Raw genomic sequence first — 18,305 nt, 5'->3', positions numbered from 1 at the left:
AGGGACTTGAACCCATATGAAGTTGCCCTCACTAGAACCTGAATCTAGCGCGTCTGCCAATTCCGCCACATCCGCATTTATGATAAACGCGGGTCGCCCCGCGATTATCGCATGTCTTTGCCGTCATTTTTGACGGCGTAATAGATTTTATCATATCCGTTGATTGATGTCAACTGTTTTTTGCATGATTTTTGCGTTTTTTCTTCCTGCCGGCCAGATATCTTCGCCTCGGATTCCTCCGATAGCCCACAGCGCAGCCACATAAAGAACCGTGATCAGGACTCCACCGCACAAAGTGCGCCCAATTGCGGGCAATGCGATGAGCGGGCGAAGCAAATTCCAAACCAGAGCGGAAAAAGCCATGGCGCACACGGGTTTTACGATCCAGCGCATCCACTGCACTTTCAGCTCTGTCACATGCAATAGCCGCATCCAATTCAACAGACTGGTGAGCAGATTGCTGACCAGCATCACGAACAGGAATCCTTTCATGCCGAAGCGCGGCAGCAGCAGTGCAATCAGAAGAATGCGCAAAAGCGAGTCCACCACAGAATAGCGAAACGTCGCCAACTGCTCGTTCAGCCCTTTCAGAATGCCATCCACCATGCTCTCCAGATACATGAAAGGCGTAAGCGGCCCCAGGACCGCAATATAAAAGCCGATTTCACTGCTCTGGTACAGCACCTGCGCCACGTCATACGCAAAAACCGTGTACAAACCACTTGCCAGTATGGACAAGGCAAGGGTCAAAAGCAACACGCGGTTGACCAGATAGCGCAGAGCCTGCTTTCTTCCCTGCACATACGCCTCCGTGATCTCCGGCATCAAAAGCGTGGAAAGCGTTCCCAAAAAGGAAAATGGAAAAAACAGAACGGGCATGGCCATTCCTTTTAATGCGCCGTATTGACTGAGAGCCGTCTCGCGGCTAAGCGTGAAAAGCGCCAGGCAGGCCGGCACCATGACGTTTTCCACAGACCGAAGCGCACTGGTCAGATACTGATTGGCGCAGATTGGCGCCAGAATCTGCCACAGCTGGTTCCATAACCCGTCTACCGCTTTCGACGGGCCGGGCAGTTCTTTGGAAGACGCGCGGTAAAACGCCAGCATCAGGCACCAGCTGCTGACCTCACTGATGGTGTTTCCCAACACCACAGCCGCACAGGATCTGGTGATGTCCTGCGCATCGACTGCATGAAGCGCGCAGGCAACCACCCCAATGCGCACAGCCTGTTCAAACAGTTGTGCAATGGAATTGGGCCGCACCTCCCGGACCGCCATAAAATAGCCCCGCCAGACCGCACTCATGGCCATGAACGGGAGACTGGGTGCCAGAATGCGCAGAGGCAGCAATGCCCGCGCATCCCGCAGCCAGAGCTGTGCCGCCCAAGGGGCGGCAGCATACAAAAGCATTCCCGCCAGAAAACCGAGCCCGCAGCCAAGCGACAAAACGGATTTCATGGCTCTGCGGGCTTTGCCGGGACATCCGCCCGCAAACAGCTGCGCACAGATACGCGTTGCCGCCACGGAAAGACCTGCCGTAGCAAATGTGACCGCCAGCGTATACACAGTATAAATCAGCTGATAAAGCCCCATTCCTTCCGCGCCGATTCTCGCCGCAATGTAAACGCGAAAAAACATTCCGATCGCCCGCAAAAGCAGCCCCGTCGCCGTCAGGATGGCTGCATTGCGCACATAACTCTGCCGCTGCATATCTGCCCTCCTCTCGTTTATTTATACGGAGAGCGACCGCAAAGTATGTGCGGGCACCAAAAAAGGAACGCCTGCTTTCGCAGACGTTCCTTGCGCTATTTCTTATTTTTCCTTTAAAAGTGCTTCCACGACGTCCGCCGCTTTGTCCAGATGATCCGTCTCAAAGGATTCGATCACACCCAGATCTGCCTGTTTGGCCAGTTCCGGATCAATGGGGCACTGTGCCAGCACCGGCAGATGATACCGCGCGGCAATCTCCTGCACATGGCTCTCGCCAAACACATACAGTTTTTTGCCGCAGTCCGGACAAACCGCATAGCTCATGTTCTCCACAATGCCAAGAATGGGCACGTTCATCATATTGGCCATCTTCACAGCCTTTTCCACGATCAGGCCCACCAGCTCCTGCGGACTGGTCACCACAATGATTCCGTCCACAGGCAGCGTCTGGAACACGGTCAGGGGCACATCACCCGTTCCCGGCGGCATGTCCACAAACATGAAATCCACATCTTTCCAGATGACTTCCTGCCAGAACTGTTTCACCGCGCCGGCAATCACCGGGCCGCGCCAGACCACCGGATCGGTCTCATTGTCCAGCATCAGGTTGACGCTCATGACGTCCACACCTGTACGGCTGCGCACCGGATAACAGCCAAGCTCGTCTGCTACTGCGCGCGTATGAATGCCAAACAGCTTCGGGATGGACGGTCCCGTAATATCCGCATCCAAAACAGCAGAATGATATCCGCGACGATTCATCAGCACCGCCAGCATTGCGCTGGTCATACTTTTGCCGACGCCACCCTTTCCGCTGACTACACCGATCACCTTTTTAATACTGCTCAGCTCATGGGGCGGCTCATGGAAATCCTGCGGCTGCTGCCTGGACGGGCAGTTGGAACCGCAGCTTGAGCAGTCATGGCTGCATGTCTCGCTCATAAACTTCAATCCTCCATCTGCTTGTTTTTCCATTATTATAGGCTTTGCCCATTCCAGTGTCAACCGAAGGAAGCTTCTGTGGTCATTCCCGCTTCAGCCGCACCTGGCGCCCGCGCGTTCTTTTTAAAAATTTTTTGAAATTTTGAAGCAAATCCGTTATACTGGTCGTAATATTAGGTGAAACGGGAAAGGCACATCCCCCCACACGATGTTTCAAACGGGAGCGCGAAACCATTACGAGGAGGATTTTTTATGACATCTTGGCTTTATTCGGCGGACGTTTCGCCTTATATGATCATCAACGCATTTTTTCTTTACAGCTTTTTGGGCTGGGTAATGGAATGCATTGTCATTCGCCGCGAAAAGGGCGTTTGGGAAAACCGTGGTTTTGTCCACAGTCCGTTCTGCATCATTTACGGGTTTGGCGCCATTCTCGGGTATGCATTGCTGCGTCCCTTTTCGCACAATTTGGTGTTGCTGTACCTGATCGGCGCCGTGCTGGCCACGCTGTTTGAGTACCTCACGGCGCGCCTGATGCTGGGTCTGTTCGGAAATCTCTGGTGGGATTATTCCAACAAGCCTTTCAATTATCAGGGCATCTTGTGTCTGGAAAGCACGCTCGGCTGGGGGCTCATTTCGGTATTTCTGTTCGGCTTCCTGCACAAACTGGTGTTTGGAGCCGTGGCGCTTTTGCCGCCTTTCGCATGCGTATCGCTGGCCTATCTTCTGCCCGCCGGATATCTGATCGACTTTTTCATCAGCATGCGAACCGCGTTCGCCGCTCAGGAAGAGCCCATTTCGCTTTCCAAATTCTTTGGTCGCTGACAGGAGGTCATTCCGTGTTACAATGTGCAAAAGAAAAATTCGGCCCGGTTTCTGTTCCCCATGATCCGGAATATCTGGCTTTGGTTGCAGACATTCTGGAACATCCGGACGTTCTTTCCATGGAACAGTACACACAGCATGGAGAAACGACCTGCCTGCGTCACAGCCTGAATGTTTCTTATCTGAGCTATCTCTATTGCCGCGATCATGGGCTGGATGCCCGGGCCGTCGCGCGCGGCGGACTGCTGCACGATCTGTTTTTATACGACTGGCATCTTTACCGCCGCCAGCCCGGCGAACGGCTGCATGGGTTCGAACATCCCAGCAAAGCGCTGGCCAACGCCCGTGAACGTTTTTCACTGACGGAAAAAGAAGAAGACATCATTTTGCGGCACATGTGGCCGCTGACCATCACGCCGCCCCGCTTTCCGGAGTCCTATGTGGTTGTGATGTTTGACAAATACTGCAGTCTGATGGAAACCTTCCACCGCCCCGTTATGGAACTGCTGGAAAACCGCGACCTGCACAAAGAAATCCCCGTATAAATTCAAAAGCCCCGGCACTCACATGAGTGCCGGGGCTTTTTTGCCGTTTGCGCCTCAGCGCTCCCGGCTTGCAATCTCTTCCAGAATCTGTGCCTTAAATTCTGCAACGGTCTTGGTACCGCCTTTTTCCTCTTTGCGGGCGCGGACGGAAACCGTGCCGTCCTCCATCTCCTTAGCGCCCACCACCAACATATAGGGAACTTTCTCCAGCTGCGCCTGACGGATCTTGTATCCCATCTTTTCGTTGCGGTCATCCACCGTCACGCGAATGCCGGCCTCGTCCAGTTCAGCCGCCACTTTCCGTGCATACTCACGATGCGCCTCGCTGATAGGAATCATGCGAACCTGCTCCGGAGCCAGCCACACCGGGAAAGCGCCCGCGAAGTGCTCGATCAGGATGCCGATGAAGCGCTCGATGGAGCCGAACACCACACGGTGCACCATGACCGGACGATGTTTCTGACCGTCTTCGCCAATGTACTCCAGTTCAAAGCGCTCCGGCAGTTGGAAGTCCAGCTGAATGGTGCCGCACTGCCAAGTGCGTCCGATTGCGTCCACCAGATGGAAGTCGAGTTTCGGGCCATAGAAGGCACCGTCGCCCTCGTTGATTTCATAAGGACGGCCCAGTTCATCCATGGCGGCCTTCAGCGCATCGGTCGCCATCTCCCAGTCCTCCAGCGCGCCCATGTGATCTTCGGGCATGGTGGACAATTCGATGTGATACTCAAAACCGAACAGCGAATAAACCTGGTCAATCAGGCGTACAACGCCGATGATCTCGTCCTTGATCTGGCTAGGCATCATGAAGATATGCGCGTCGTCCTGCGTAAAGCAGCGCACACGCATCAGGCCGTGCAGTGCGCCGGAAAGCTCATGCCGGTGCACCAGGCCCAGCTCGCCTACACGCAGAGGCAGATCACGATAGGAATGCGGCTGTGTTTTGTACACCAGCATACCACCCGGGCAGTTCATGGGTTTGATGGCAAAATCCGTGTCATCAATGACCGTGGTATACATGTTCTGCTTGTAGTGATCCCAATGGCCGCTGCGCTCCCACAGGCTGCGGTTCAGAATCATGGGGGTGCTTACTTCCTGATAGCCCGCCTTGTGGTGTACTTCACGCCAGTAATCAATCAGCGTATTTTTCAGCAGCATGCCTTTGGGCAGGAAGAAGGGGAATCCGGGGCCTTCTTCCATCAGCGCAAACAGACCCAGTTCTTTTCCCAGTTTGCGGTGATCACGTTTTTTTGCCTCTTCCAGCATGGCCAGATGTGCCTCCAGCTCGCTAGCCTTGGGGAAGGCGGTGCCGTACACGCGGCACAGGCTGTCTCTGGACGCATCGCCGCGCCAGTAAGCGCTGGCCGTGCTCAAAATCTTGACCGCCTTCAGCGCGCCCGTGCTCATCAGATGCGGGCCCGCGCACAGGTCGGTAAAATCGCCCTGGGTATAAATGGAAAGCTGCCAGCCCTTCTCGGCATATTCTTCCAGCAGTTCCAGCTTGTAATCCTGACCGGCAAACAGCTCGCGGCCTTCTTCCAGAGTAATAAAGCGTTTTTCCACAGGAAGATCCGCTTTGACGATTTTCTTCATCTCGGCCTCAATATCCGCGAACTGCTCCGGGGTAAAGGGCTCCACTCCGCCGATGTCGTAATACCAGCCGTCATCCAGCGCCGGTCCGATTCCGAATTTCGCCTGCGGCCACAGATGCTGGATTGCCTGTGCCATCACATGGGCCGCCGTATGCCAGAATGCATGCTTGCCGTCCTTGTCTTCAAAGGTCAGAATCTCCAGGCTGCAGTCTTTTTCCAGCGGCGTACGCAAATCGCAGGCCTCTCCGTCCACGCGGGCGGCACAGGCGGCTTTGTAAAGCCCCATGCCCAGACTTTTGGCGATGTCCGCCGGGCAGACGCCCGCTTCGAATTCTTTGACCACATTGTCTTTCAGGGTCACGCGAATCATAGTATTTCCTCCTTTTATAAAACAAAAAAGCTCATCCCGTAACATACAACATACGGGATGAGCTGAGAAAAGCCCATGGTTCCACCCGAATTGCGTTTCGCATTGGAAACGCCACTCTTTGCCGGCTGTAACGGGCCGTGCCCGGCAGGGGTTCTCCCCCACACTCTGCGGTGGTAACGCGCCCTTGGCCTGCAAGACTGCTTTCAGCACACGGCAGTCCTCTCTGGTGCGGCATTCAGTGCGCGCATTGTCCGCATCAACGCTTTTGCGGGATGTGCCCTTATCTTACTGCACTTTTCAGGGCAAGTCAAGCCTTTCGCCTCTTTCCCACCCCCTTTTTTACAAAAAAAGAAGCCATTTCCGGCGCAGCTTGTGTGAAAGCTTTGTAACAATTTCTTGACAAGGTGTTAGGCAGGCTTTACAATAGAAAACATGATTTAATGTAATTTTTAGGGCAAATGGTACGTCGTTTGCCTTTTTGACCGATTTTCCTGATAAATTTTGACTTGTAAACGGCATTTTGCCCTGCAAATTACTTTTATTCATACCTGAAAATACGCAATTTGGGGGCTTCAGCATTTTGTGCGGGGGCTGATTAATTGTGCGCTTCAGGGCAAGAACTGAATTGAATAGGAGTGACTGAACATGCCAGTATGGGCGACCATCGCCATCGCTGTCGTGCTGAGTGCCGTTGTGGGAACAATTGCGTTTTTCGCAGGCGTTTCCCATCGCCGCAAGATTGCAGAAGCAAAAATCGGCAGCGCCGAGGAAGAAGCCAAGCGTCTTGTAAACGACGCAATGAAAACAGCGCAGCAGAAGCGAAAAGAAGCACTTGTGGAAGCGAAGGACGCTGCGCTTCAAATGAAGACCGAAGCCGACAAGGAAATCAAGGAACGCCGCAATGAACTGACCCGTCAGGAGCGTCGTCTGGACCAAAAAGAAGAGGCCCTGGACCGCAAAGTGGCCAACATGGAGCAGAAAGAAGAAGAGCTTCAGAAACGGACGGAACTTGCCGAGGCAAAATTGGCTGAGATCGAGCAGATCCGTACCCGTGAACTGGAACGCCTGGAGACGATTGCCGGTCTTTCCAGTGAAGATGCCAAACAGCTGCTGCTCTCCAACCTGGATCAGGAACTGACCCATGAGAAAGCCATGCACATTGCAGCTTATGAAGCGCAGACCAAAGACGAGGCGGAAGTCATCGCCCGCGAACTCATCAGCCAGGCGGTGGCCCGCTGCGCGGCCGATCATTCCAGCGAAGCGACGGTATCGGTTGTGCCGCTGCCCAGCGATGAAATGAAGGGCCGCATCATCGGCCGTGAGGGCCGCAACATCCGCGCACTGGAAAATGCCACCGGCGTGGATCTGATCATTGACGACACCCCCGAAGCGATCACGCTTTCCAGCTTTGACCCTGTGCGCCGCGAAATTGCCCGCATGACGCTGGAGCGTCTGATCAGTGACGGCCGCATTCATCCCGCGCGCATCGAGGAAACGGTGGACAAATGCCGCCGCGAACTGGAGCTGACCATGAAGCGCGAAGGCGAAAAAGCCGTCATGGATGCCGGACTGCATGGCCTGCATCCCGATATCGTAAAGCTGCTGGGCCGCCTGCGTTTCCGCACCAGCTATGGTCAGAACGTGCTGAACCACTCTCTGGAAGTTTCTTACCTGGCCGGTATTATGGCTGCGGAACTCGGTTTGAATGTGACCCAGGCCAAACGCGCCGGTCTGCTGCATGACATCGGCAAGGCGCTTGATCACGAGATCGAAGGCAGCCATATCAGCATCGGTGTGGAAATTGCCAAGAAATACAAAGAGAATCCTGCCATTGTACACGCGATCGAAGCGCATCACGGTGACGTGGAGCCCAAGACCGCTCTGGCCTTCCTGGTGATGGCAGCCGACGCGATCAGCGCAGCCCGTCCCGGTGCACGGCGTGAGAATCTGGAGAGCTACATCAAACGTCTGGAAACGCTGGAAGAAATTTCGAACAGCTTCGAAGGCGTGGAACGCAGCTTTGCCATCCAGGCCGGCCGCGAAGTGCGCATCATGGTCAAGCCGGAAGCTATTTCCGACGATCAGCTGGTCATTCTGGCGCACAGCATTTCCCGCAAGATCGAGGAAGATCTGGATTATCCCGGACAGATCAAAGTCAATGTCATTCGCGAATCGCGCGCAGTGGAATACGCAAAATAAACGCAAAAGCCGTGTCCCCAATCCCGGGGCACGGCTTTTTCATGTTTGCCATTGTATTCCTCCCACATTTTGGTTATACTATAACAACGCGCTGTATGCGCCAAAACCAAACAAGGAGAATGCTTTATGAAACGCTTTATTGCCACCGTGCTTGCATTGGCTTTGTCTGTAAGCCTGACTGCCTGTGCGGGAACATCCTCTTCTTCTACACCCCCCAAGGACTATACGCAAATTATTATGGACACCCGCACGGATGATTTGAACGAGAGTTATGCCATTACCGCCGGGCAGAACGGCGAGCAGCCGACTTTAAGCCTGGACCCCAATGGTACGGATGAAGAACAGGCGAAATCCATGATTGAAATGCAGATGAGCACGCTGGGACTGCCCACCGATGATTTGGCCTCTTTGGGCACCTATGCGTACAGCCTCTCTTTGATGAACGTGCAAGCCTATATGGTCGGCATTTTCAAACCGGCTTCCGGAAGCGAAGAGACGGTGCGGATCGCGCTGGAAAATTATCTTTCCAACTTGCAGCGCAGCTTTGAAAACTACCTGCCGGATCAGTATGAAATTGCCAAAAACGGAACCGTCAAGGAGCTGAGTTCCGGTGAGATCGTGATTGTTGTTTGCGAAGACAGTGCCACGGTTTTGAAGGCAATTGAGGATGCACTGAAATAATAAAAAAGCCCGCGGAATCTGCCGCGGGCTTTTTTGGAAACGTTGCGCCGTTCCGATGGTTTATGCTATACTGAATGCAATCTCAAAACACTGGAGGAAACGCTTTGAAAGCGAGCATCGTAATTCCCAACCTCAATGGAGCCGGGTGGCTTCGTGACTCGATCGAATCTGTGTGGGCCCAGACAGAGCAGGACTTTGAATTGATCGTCGTGGACAACGGCTCTACGGACGAAAGTCTTGCGATTGCCGAAAGTTATGTGGGGCACGAGCGGTACACCCTTGTAAAAAATGATCATAACACCGGTTTTTCCGCTGCTGTGAACGCCGGAATTCGCCTGGCCAAAGGAACCTATGTGGTTCTGTTCAACAATGACGCTTTTGCCGAACCGGATTGGCTGGCACAGCTGATCGCCATGGCAGACACCGACCCGCGTATTTTTGCAGTGCAAAGCCTGATGATCCGGCATTTTGACCGGGAACTTGCCGACGACGCCGGCGACTATGTGACGCTTTTCGGCTGGGCCTGCAAACGGGGTGACGGCATGTACTGGCGGCGCTATCAGAAACCGCAGCGCATCTTTTCTGCCTGCGGCGGCGCCAGTCTGTACCGCAAAAGCATTCTGGATGAAATCGGCCTGTTTGACGAACTGTTTTTCGCCTATTTTGAAGATGTGGATATCTCCTGGCGTGCCAACAGCCTGGGATACAAAAACATGTATTGCCCTGCCGCCAAGTGCTACCATATCTGCGGCGCAACCACCGGCGCAGTGCGCTACAACGAATTCAAAAGCGTGCAGAGTGGGCGCAACAGCATTTTGCTTCCCTACAAAAATATGCCGCTGCTGATGTTCATCATTAACTTTGTGCCTCTTCTGGCAGGATATCTTTTAAAAGTTCTGATGTTCGGTCTGAAAGGATTCTGGACGCCTTATATCAGAGGTGCACGCGAAGCCTTCCACGCCATTTCTAAAATTCAAAAGCCCAAATTCCGTATCAGGAATCTCCCCTACTACATTTTAATCGAGTTCTGGATGATTTGGAATGTATTCGTTTATGTGGATTATCGGGTTCGGCGCGCACTGGGCATCAAATGACATTTTTCAGCACTGTACACAAAAAGGGCATCTTTTTTTCACACACAGGCCTCATTGTTCACGAAAAATTTTCTTGCAAGTACCATTCTGTAAGCTATAATGAAAATAGAAATCCTGCTTTGGCGGATTGGAGAAAGGAAGCGATCGTATGAGTTTTTTGAGCAAGGCTATCGGAATCGGGGTTGCCGCAGCTGCGGCTGCCGTCGCGGTAAAGGTTGCGAAAAAATATGAGGAAAACAAAGAACTGGACGCCCTGCAGGAAGAGCAGGAAATCCCTGAAACGGATTCTTCTTTGGATGCGGAACCTCAGCCTTATTATGAAGAGCAGGCCGAACCTGCGGAGGTCATGGAAGAAAAGACCACCCGCAGCGCCGTTACAGAAATTGTGGAGAACGTACAGCGTGCGGCCACGGACGTTTGGAGTGATACCCGCGGCAAGGTGAAGGAAGCTGCCGGGAAAATGGGCGTAGATGCCGATGAAGTCGGCTCCGCTTTGGGCGAAGCCGGCCGGGCGCTGGTCGGTGCCGGAAAGGCCGTGGCGGACGCCGGTGTGGCGGTTGCCGCAAAGGTGGCGGAAAAAGCGCCTGACGTGGTAGAAAAGGTCAAAGGTCAGGCCGGTGAGTTGGTCAGCCAGATCAAAGATACCGTCTACGCCGTGGCTGCCGATGAAGAAGACGAACCTGAGATGGGGCTGACGCCCGAAGATTTCGTTTATGAGGCCCCGGATGAACCGGAAGAACCGGAGTTCCCCGCCGGCGAGGAGCCGCGCGAACCATTGCCTGAAGAGGAAGAGAAGGATCCTTTAACTTAAACAAAAAAGGAAGGCGGCTTTGTAAGCCGCCTTCCTTTTTTGCTTTTATTGATTCAAAATCGCCATAAATTCATCGCCGGTAATGGTTTCTTTTTCCAGCAGATAATGTGCGATTTCATGAAGCTTGTCGTTGTTTTCTTTCAGGATGTTGATGGCTTTCTCATGTGCCTGACGGATCAGAGAAACCACTTCTTTGTCGATCTGGGCGCTGGTTGTCTCACTGCAGGCCAGCGAAGCGTCGCCGCCCAGATACTGGTTGTTCACCGTCTCCAGCGCGGTCATATCAAATGTCTCGCTCATGCCAAGACGCGTCACCATGCTGCGCGCCAGTTTGGTCGCCTGCTCAATGTCATTGGAGGCACCGCTGGTCACGCTTCCGAACACCAGTTCCTCTGCGCTGCGCCCGCCGGTAAGCGTTGCAATTTTCGCCAGCGCCTCTTCTTTGGACAAAAGCACCGTATCTGTGTCCGGCGTCTGCATGGTATACCCCAAAGCGCCGGATGTGCGGGGCACAATGGTGATCTTGGTGACCGGCGCCGAATTGGACTGCTTCGCTGCCACCAGCGCATGGCCCACCTCGTGGTAAGCCACCACTTCTTTTTCGTGCTGTGTCAGCACTGCATTTTTGCGCTGATAACCGGCGACGATCACATCCACGGATTCTGTCAGATCCGCCTGCGTCACAATGCGCCGGTTCTGCTTGATGGCACGCAGAGCCGCTTCGTTGACCAGGTTGGCCAGCTCGGCGCCGGAACAACCGGCCGTCGCCTTCGCAATAGCACTGTAATCAATGTCATCCGACATCATGACTTTCTTGGCGTGGACCTTCAAAATGGCCTCACGCGCTTTCAAATCCGGCAGTTCCACGGGCACGCGGCGGTCAAACCGACCGGGACGGAGCAATGCCTTATCCAGCGTTTCCGGGCGGTTGGTGGCCGCCAGAATCACGACGCCGGACGAACCGTCAAACCCGTCCATTTCACTGAGCAGCTGGTTCAGCGTCTGTTCGCGCTCATCGTTTCCGCCGATACCGGACCCGTCTCGCTTTTTACCAATGGTATCGATCTCATCGATAAACACAATGCACGGCGCTTTTTCCTTGGCCTGCTTAAACAAATCGCGCACGCGGGCTGCGCCCTGGCCTACAAACATCTCAACAAATTCCGAACCCGCGATGGAGAAGAACGGAACGCCTGCCTCGCCGGCCACAGCCTTTGCCAGCAGTGTTTTACCGGTACCCGGAGGGCCCACCAGCAGCACGCCTTTCGGCATTTTCGCACCGATGGAATTGTATTTTGCAGGATTATGCAGAAAGTCCACGATCTCTGCCAGCGCCTCTTTGGCCTCTTCATCACCAGCTACATCCGCAAAGGTTTTGCCTGTTTGACTGGCCACATACATCTTGGCACCCGATTTTCCCATGCCAAACATCATGGAGTTTCCGCCCATTTTCTTTTGCATATAGCGGGAAAGCAAAATCAGTGGAAGCATCAACAGCAATGTTGGGAACAGCCACGTAAGCAAAAAGGTCATTAAAAAGCTGTTTTCCTGCGGAACAACGCGATTGAATTTGATGTCCGGATGTTCACTCAACCGATCCACCAGATTGTCATCCGGCCAAACACCCGTAGAATAATAGACCGAGCGGCCATTTTCATCTGTAGAAGAGAAAAGGATCTCCTGCCCTTCCTCATCCAGTTCCACCGCATCAACTTTTCCATCGTCGATCATCTGCAGGAATGTGCTGTAATCCACCTGCGTGATCTGAGCGTTGTTTACCTTCGGCATCACAAAAACATTCAAAAGCATCATGACGACCAGAGCAGCGATCGCATAATACAAATAGGGACTCCTCTTGGGAATCTTTGGGTCTTGATTCATAATTTAAATTCACTCCTCATTTGATGGCCGTTTGTAGCCATGCTTTTATTTTAGCGTTTCTTTATGAAAAAAAACAGAGTGAATTGTGAATACAACATGAAATAATTGGGCATTTGGCGCGAAAGATGCTATAATAATAATCAAATTCAAAAAGGAGAAACCATCATGACAGCAGCACAGCGACGCGAGTCCATTGTCACCTCTTTAAAACAGGCAAGCGGCCCTGTCAGCGCCAGTAAGCTGGCTCGGGAGCTGGGGGTCAGCCGCCAGATCGTAGTCGGTGATGTGGCCCTTCTCCGCGCCGCAGGCACCCCTGTTTTGGCCACTCCCCGCGGATACATGCTCCAGACAGCGCCGGGTGCCGATCGAATGACCGTGGTGTGCCGCCATGCACAGGAAGCACTTCTGGATGAGTTGTATACCATTGTCGACTGCGGGTGCGGCGTTCTGGATGTATTGGTCGAACATCCCGTATACGGTCAGCTATCCGGTCAGCTGCAGATCTTCAGCCGCTACGATGCCGATTTATTCTGGCAGGCCCTGCAGGCCAATGCCGCACAGCCCTTGTGCAGCCTGACAGGCGACGTGCACCTGCACACCCTCTCCTGCCCTACCCCCGCCCAACGGGACCGCGTTCTGGAAGCACTGCGGCAAAAAGGATATCTGTATCAAAAATAAATCTTGAGACGAATTTTTTTAAAAAAGGTCTAGACAAATCGAAGAAACCATGCTATAATAATTTTCGCCGTGGAGGATTAGCTCAGCTGGTTAGAGTGCCTGCATCACACGCAGGAAGTCTGGGGTTCGAGTCCCTAATTCTCCACCAGAAACATCCGATGATCAATGATCATCAGATGTTTTTTTATGCCCGCAACACGGTCTCTTCTGTGAGACCCTTTGGAATATTCCGTGTCATTGACTTTCCTTTGTCCGGGCTTTATAATGAAGTCAAAAGTTATATCGTGTCACGATATAGTTGTGAGGAATTGCATATGGCGCAAAACACACCCATGACGGAAGCCATGTACTATCTGCTTTTAGCCTTGACCCGTCCCGCCCATGGATACCGGCTGATGCAGCAGGTCAACGAGGCCAGCGGCGGGCGCGTGAGCATGGGACCGGGAACGTTATACGGTCTTCTTTCAAAAATGGAAAAGGACGGTATGATTCAACTGCAGCAGCAGGATGAACGCCGAAAGACATATGCGTTGACGCCACTGGGTCGCAATGTGCTGAAGCAAGAATTTGAGCGGCTTCAGATGCTGGTAAACGACGGAAAGAAAGCGCAGGTGGAACAGTTGTGAAACACGTTTATCGCTTTTCTCTTCCCGGCTGGGCAGTGCCTCAACAGGAAGAATTTTACGCGCTTATGGCACGCCGCGGCCTGTTTGTTGAAAAGCGCGGATTTTTGCTGACGCGATTTAGCAAAGGGGACCCAGCCGAGCTTTTGTATCGATTGGATGCCGCCCCTTCCCGCGGGCAGCCGCCGGAAGAAGAACGCCTTCAATTCTATGAGAGCTGCGGTTGGCATTTCGTCTGCAAAGCGGATTATTTTCATCTGTACTGCGCTGAAAAAGGTGCCGGTGAACTGCACACGGACGCTGCCTGGCAAAATGAAACTTTGCTTCCCGTTCGCAAAAGCCTTCGGGATGAACTGATCGGAGCGGGAGTTCAGGTTGTCTTCTGGCTTCTGTTGTTTTTCTTGAACTTTTGGGTAAACGGCGGAATCCGCGGAGACTTGACCGTTTCAGAAACGACCGTTCTTTTCCTGGCGCAGTGCGGGTTTGTTCTTCCGGCGCTTCTCATCCTCTTAATTTTACTGAAACTGTTCACTTCCGCTCTGGCCATGCACGGCTTTACCAATTATCTCCGAAGTGTCCGGGGCGAAAAAATCACCCGCCTGTCCCTGCGCGGATTCCTCTTTTGCGAATATGGCACTGCAATGTTCTATGCCGCAGTTTTTCTGGCATTGATCTGTACGCTGATTTTGCTGACGCCACGTACTGTTCCCATGGGGCAGGAGCCCAGCAGCCAGGTCCTGCTCCGCCTGGAACAACTGGAACCCAATGCCACTGTGCTGCAGGGAACCGGAAGCCTTGGGCAGGAAAGCGGCCAAACCGAGGTAGTCGATGTTCCCCTGGCTTCTCTGCAGCTTCACAATCTGCAGCTCAGCGACACAAACGGCAACACCCCCTGGCTTGATCAGCATTATATTCAGCTTTCCGGTCCTCTTGATCCGGTTTTGGTCGCTCAAAGCATGGCCAAGTACCTGTCTTTGGGAGATCCTCTTCCTGTGAAAGAACCGCTTCCCGCCGGGATTGACTGTGCTTTTCTGGATGACAGCCGGACGGATCTCATCGAAGTTTGTCTTGCCAGCGGAAACCGGATCCTGCACATTCAATATCTGGGAAGCGCATCCGATGCCCAAACTGTTATGGCGCTTGCCAGCCAGGCTCTGACGGAAAATTCAAAAAGCGGCGTTTGACACGCCGCTTTTTTCATGCAAAAACCCCTTGTACCAAAAGCATATACAGTACGGTGCCACCGCCGACTGAAAGCAGAGTATTCCGTTTCCAGCAATGCAGCGCTACCACAGCTGCCACTGCCAGTATTTCTGCCGCACCGTGAGGCGGAGCCATCCATTCAACATCCTTCAAGCAATAAACGACCAGCAGTCCCATCGCGGCACCTGGCAGAACCTTTCCCAAATAGGAGATTGCTTTCGGCACCGGCCTTTCTTTCGGGAACAGCCAGAAGGGAGCAAAGCGCGTCAGTGCCGTTGCCGCCGCCAAAACGCCCACCAAAAAAATTTGCTGTGCAGCTCCAATGCTCACGCCTCCGCTCCTCCTTCCATGTGGTTTTGCCCGACCAGCAAAAGTACCACGATCATCGCCATCGCCGGAACAATAAAATTTGTCTGAAACAGCACCAGACAAAGTACGGACGCGCCCAATCCGATCAGAGCCGGGCGATGTTCTCTTGTCTGCAGCCACTGTTCCGTAAACATGGTTACAAACAGCGCTGTCATCACAAAATCCACGCCGCGGGTGTCAAAGGGCAAGGCGGCTCCCAGCAGGGCCCCTGCCGCCGAAGCGACCACCCAGTACATCTGATTCAAAGCGGAAACTGCCAGCCAAAAGCGCCGGGCTTCCACTCCGCTTGGCGGCGAAGTGGAAACCAAAATGGAATAGGTTTCATCCGTTAGAGAAAAAATCAGATATGGTTTGCTTTTTCCTGCTTCCCGATACCGCTCCAGCATGGACAGACCGTAGAATACATGCCGTGCATTGAGCATCAGCGTCAGCAAAAAAGTGCCCGCCGGGTCAAACACCCCCAGCATGGGAACCGCCGCATACTGCGCCGCCCCTGCATAGACCGCCAGACTGCACAAAACGGCAAGCCATACAGGGTATCCTGCATTCCGCATGAGCAATCCATAGGCAAAGCCCAGGAACAGATAGCCGGTCAAAACCGGGATTGTGTGCGGGAATGCGGCCCGCAGCGTTTTTGCATCCAAAATCTCCGCCTCTTTTTTGCAAGAATCAAGAGAAAGTATAGCACAAACTCTTAAAACGTGCTATACTGTCAAAGCGGCATGTCCGCAGGGCAACTTAGCATTTTGTGCCCTCCGCACGTTTGTGCGGACCATCCCCACGGCCCGGCGGCACCGTGAGGGCTAAAATCTTGCCGCAAAGTCTCCCGCGCGCCGTTTTGCGAGAGGCGGAAAGTGAATAATGAGAACTACACGAATTGTCCGCGCCGCGCTGATTGCCGGCATTTACGTTGTGCTCTGCCTTGTGCTTCAGCCTTTTTCCTACGGGCCGGTACAGGTGCGCATCAGTGAAGCACTCACGCTTCTTCCGGTCTTTACGCCGGATGCCATCTGGGCGGTGACACTGGGCTGCTTTTTGAGCAACCTGTTCAGCATGAGCCCCTGGGATATGCTGTTTGGAACTTTGGCCACTTTTCTGGCCGCTGTCTCCACCTATCAGCTTCGCCACATTCGCTTCAAAGGAGTTCCCTTTCTCTCCTGCCTTCCGCCGATCCTGTTTAATGCGGTGATTGTCGGCGCGGAAATCACTTATATTTTCATGCCCGAAACTGCCAGCGTACCGGTTCTGTTGTTCAACATGGTCACCGTTGGGCTCGGGCAGGTCGTCAGCTGCGGCATTCTGGGCTTGCTGCTGGTAAAAACCATTGAAAAAACGCCGCAGCTTCGCGGCTGGGTTGAGGCAAACAAATGAAAATCACCACTGTTTTATGGGATTGGAACGGCACTTTGATGAACGATGTTCCCTTGTGCTGCGAACTGCTGAATCATCAGCTTACACGGCACGGCTACGCCCCGGTGGGCGGGCTGGATGCCTATCGCCGTGTATTCCGCTTTCCCATTGAACAGTATTATCAGGATGCCGGCTTTGATTTTTCCCGTCATCCCTATTCGCAGCTGGCACAGGAATATGCGGTTCTTTACGCATCACGCTGTGAAAGCTGCCCGCTGCAGCCGAACGCGGAGGCAGTTTTGCGTAAATTGCAGGCGCTGGGGCTTCATCAGTTTATTCTGTCGGCTTCCGAACAGAAAGCGCTGGAGCAACAAGTGGCCTTTTACGGGCTGCGCGAATATTTTGAGGCTCTTCTTGGGCTGAACAACGTGTATGCGCACAGCAAAGTGGACGTTGGGCTGACCTGGCTTCAAAAAAGCGGTACGCCTGCTTCCTCTGTTTTGATGGTGGGCGACAGCGTTCATGATTACGAAGTATCACAAGCGCTTGGAACACGTTGTGTTCTGTACGCAGGCGGTCACCAGCCTGCGGATGTTCTGGCAGCCACCGGGGCTCCGGTGGTAAACGGTCTGGACCAGATTTTTTCTTATCTTTAAAATGCAGAAGGCGGCGCCGAATGTTCGGCGCCGCCTTTTTTGATCAAATTCGGCTTCCAAACTGAATTTTCTGTGCTATACTGAAAGCGAAAAGGGAGGGTTTGCTATGGATTCATTTTTGGAACAAACGGTATGGCAGCGCATGGAGCGGACCGCAAAAGCGCTGGAACAAAATAATATGAAGGGGTACTGTGTCAAAACGCGAGCCGATGTTATCCCGCTTTTAAAAGAACTGATCGCAGAAAACGCCACGGTAGCAGTGGGCGGAAGCGTCAGTCTGGACGAATGCGGCGTCCTGGACTTTCTGCGCAGCGGGCCATATCAATTTTGGGATCGCTATGAACCGGGTCTGACCCGCGAGGAGATCGAGGCTGTTTTCCGCCGCTCTTTCAGCGCGGATTGCTATCTCGCCTCCGCCAATGCCATCACGGAAAGCGGCGAAATCTTCAACGTGGACGGAAACTCCAACCGCGTGGCAGCTATTGCCTACGGCCCGGCCAGTGTCATTCTGGTGGTGGGGTCCAACAAAATCGTACGGGATCTGGACGAAGCACAGATGCGGCTTGAAACCTTTGCCGCTCCTGCCAACGCCAAACGGCTTTCCTGCAAAACGCCTTGTGCCGTAACCGGTAAATGCGAACATTGCCACAGCCCCGCCCGTATTTGCTGCAGTTATACGGTTCAAAGATTTCAGCGGGTGCCCAATCGCATCAAGGTCATTCTGGTTCAGGAACCGACCGGGTATTGAATTCACAAAAAGTGGCGCCGGCATATGCCGG

At 53.4% G+C, this 18,305-nt stretch carries 18 protein-coding genes and 1 tRNA gene; 13 read left to right on the top strand and 6 right to left on the bottom strand.

Features of this window, described 5'->3' with window-relative positions; genetic code table 11:
- Positions 1-150: 150 nt before the first annotated feature.
- Positions 151-1,710 (bottom strand): putative polysaccharide biosynthesis protein, encoded by a 1,560-nt coding sequence (locus WMO24_RS00295; RefSeq protein ID WP_349214026.1) that lies wholly within the window; start codon positions 1,708-1,710, stop codon positions 151-153.
- Positions 1,711-1,812: 102 nt separating this feature from the next.
- Complete coding sequence (locus WMO24_RS00290) at positions 1,813-2,652, bottom strand: P-loop NTPase (RefSeq protein WP_349214024.1); 840 nt, start codon at positions 2,650-2,652, stop codon at positions 1,813-1,815.
- A gap of 252 nt (positions 2,653-2,904) precedes the next feature.
- Between WMO24_RS00290 and WMO24_RS00285 the strand changes: the two genes are divergently transcribed.
- Positions 2,905-3,477: a putative ABC transporter permease gene (locus WMO24_RS00285; protein WP_349214022.1), complete on the top strand. Its 573-nt coding sequence runs from the start codon at positions 2,905-2,907 to the stop codon at positions 3,475-3,477.
- Positions 3,478-3,491: 14 nt separating this feature from the next.
- On the top strand, positions 3,492-4,022 hold the full coding sequence (locus WMO24_RS00280) for an HD domain-containing protein (protein WP_349214020.1): 531 nt from the start codon (positions 3,492-3,494) through the stop codon (positions 4,020-4,022).
- 54 nt (positions 4,023-4,076) lie between these two features.
- On the opposite strand, the gene thrS is transcribed toward WMO24_RS00280, so the two are convergent.
- Positions 4,077-5,981, bottom strand: coding sequence for a threonine--tRNA ligase (gene thrS, locus WMO24_RS00275; RefSeq protein WP_349214019.1), 1,905 nt, complete (start codon positions 5,979-5,981; stop codon positions 4,077-4,079).
- 645 nt (positions 5,982-6,626) lie between these two features.
- On the opposite strand from thrS, the gene rny reads away from it, so the two are divergent.
- From rny to WMO24_RS00255, 4 genes are all read left to right on the top strand, one after another.
- Complete coding sequence (rny, locus tag WMO24_RS00270; RefSeq protein ID WP_349214017.1) at positions 6,627-8,180, top strand: ribonuclease Y; 1,554 nt, start codon at positions 6,627-6,629, stop codon at positions 8,178-8,180.
- A 126-nt stretch (positions 8,181-8,306) separates the two neighbouring features.
- Positions 8,307-8,861 carry a DUF4358 domain-containing protein gene (locus WMO24_RS00265; RefSeq protein WP_349214016.1) on the top strand — a complete coding sequence of 185 codons (555 nt, stop codon included), beginning with the start codon at positions 8,307-8,309 and terminating at the stop codon, positions 8,859-8,861.
- A 104-nt stretch (positions 8,862-8,965) separates the two neighbouring features.
- Positions 8,966-9,955: a glycosyltransferase family 2 protein gene (locus WMO24_RS00260; protein ID WP_349214015.1), complete on the top strand. Its 990-nt coding sequence runs from the start codon at positions 8,966-8,968 to the stop codon at positions 9,953-9,955.
- A 148-nt stretch (positions 9,956-10,103) separates the two neighbouring features.
- Positions 10,104-10,766: a hypothetical protein gene (locus WMO24_RS00255; RefSeq protein ID WP_349214013.1), complete on the top strand. Its 663-nt coding sequence runs from the start codon at positions 10,104-10,106 to the stop codon at positions 10,764-10,766.
- Positions 10,767-10,811: 45 nt separating this feature from the next.
- Here WMO24_RS00255 and ftsH read toward each other — a convergent pair whose 3' ends face one another.
- A complete protein-coding gene (ftsH, locus tag WMO24_RS00250; RefSeq protein ID WP_349214012.1) occupies positions 10,812-12,647 on the bottom strand; it encodes an ATP-dependent zinc metalloprotease FtsH in 1,836 nt (611 codons plus the stop codon).
- Between the two features lie 165 nt (positions 12,648-12,812).
- Between ftsH and WMO24_RS00245 the strand changes: the two genes are divergently transcribed.
- The 4 genes from WMO24_RS00245 to WMO24_RS00230 all read left to right on the top strand — a co-directional run bounded on the left by WMO24_RS00245 (position 12,813) and on the right by WMO24_RS00230 (position 15,132).
- On the top strand, positions 12,813-13,325 hold the full coding sequence (locus tag WMO24_RS00245) for a transcription repressor NadR (RefSeq protein WP_349214010.1): 513 nt from the start codon (positions 12,813-12,815) through the stop codon (positions 13,323-13,325).
- Positions 13,326-13,396: 71 nt separating this feature from the next.
- A tRNA-Val gene (locus WMO24_RS00240) sits at positions 13,397-13,473 on the top strand.
- Positions 13,474-13,639: 166 nt separating this feature from the next.
- A complete protein-coding gene (locus tag WMO24_RS00235; protein ID WP_349214008.1) occupies positions 13,640-13,951 on the top strand; it encodes a PadR family transcriptional regulator in 312 nt (103 codons plus the stop codon).
- On the top strand, positions 13,948-15,132 hold the full coding sequence (locus WMO24_RS00230) for a DUF2812 domain-containing protein (protein ID WP_349214005.1): 1,185 nt from the start codon (positions 13,948-13,950) through the stop codon (positions 15,130-15,132). The genes WMO24_RS00235 and WMO24_RS00230 overlap by 4 nt, the downstream gene beginning before the upstream one ends.
- A 13-nt stretch (positions 15,133-15,145) precedes the next feature.
- Here WMO24_RS00230 and WMO24_RS00225 read toward each other — a convergent pair whose 3' ends face one another.
- Both WMO24_RS00225 and WMO24_RS00220 read right to left on the bottom strand, forming a co-directional pair.
- Positions 15,146-15,481, bottom strand: coding sequence for a branched-chain amino acid transporter permease (locus tag WMO24_RS00225; RefSeq protein WP_349214004.1), 336 nt, complete (start codon positions 15,479-15,481; stop codon positions 15,146-15,148).
- The gene (locus WMO24_RS00220) at positions 15,478-16,164 is read right to left on the bottom strand and encodes an AzlC family ABC transporter permease (RefSeq protein ID WP_349214002.1); all 687 of its coding nucleotides are present in this window, start codon (positions 16,162-16,164) and stop codon (positions 15,478-15,480) included. The genes WMO24_RS00225 and WMO24_RS00220 overlap by 4 nt, the downstream gene beginning before the upstream one ends.
- A gap of 217 nt (positions 16,165-16,381) precedes the next feature.
- On the opposite strand from WMO24_RS00220, the gene WMO24_RS00215 reads away from it, so the two are divergent.
- The 3 genes from WMO24_RS00215 (at position 16,382) to WMO24_RS00205 (ending at position 18,274) form a co-directional block, all read left to right on the top strand.
- Positions 16,382-16,891, top strand: a complete 510-nt coding sequence (locus WMO24_RS00215; RefSeq protein WP_349214001.1) for a QueT transporter family protein — start codon at positions 16,382-16,384, stop codon at positions 16,889-16,891.
- Positions 16,888-17,526 (top strand): HAD family hydrolase, encoded by a 639-nt coding sequence (locus tag WMO24_RS00210; protein ID WP_349213999.1) that lies wholly within the window; start codon positions 16,888-16,890, stop codon positions 17,524-17,526. Before WMO24_RS00215 ends, WMO24_RS00210 begins: the two co-directional genes overlap by 4 nt.
- A gap of 106 nt (positions 17,527-17,632) precedes the next feature.
- Complete coding sequence (locus tag WMO24_RS00205) at positions 17,633-18,274, top strand: lactate utilization protein (protein WP_349213997.1); 642 nt, start codon at positions 17,633-17,635, stop codon at positions 18,272-18,274.
- Positions 18,275-18,305: the final 31 nt, after the last annotated feature.

It is taken from the genome of Ruthenibacterium intestinale, assembly GCF_040096265.1.
GTDB lineage: Bacteria > Bacillota > Clostridia > Oscillospirales > Ruminococcaceae > Ruthenibacterium > Ruthenibacterium komagatae.
This window is presented reverse-complemented; position numbering and strand designations above follow the sequence as displayed.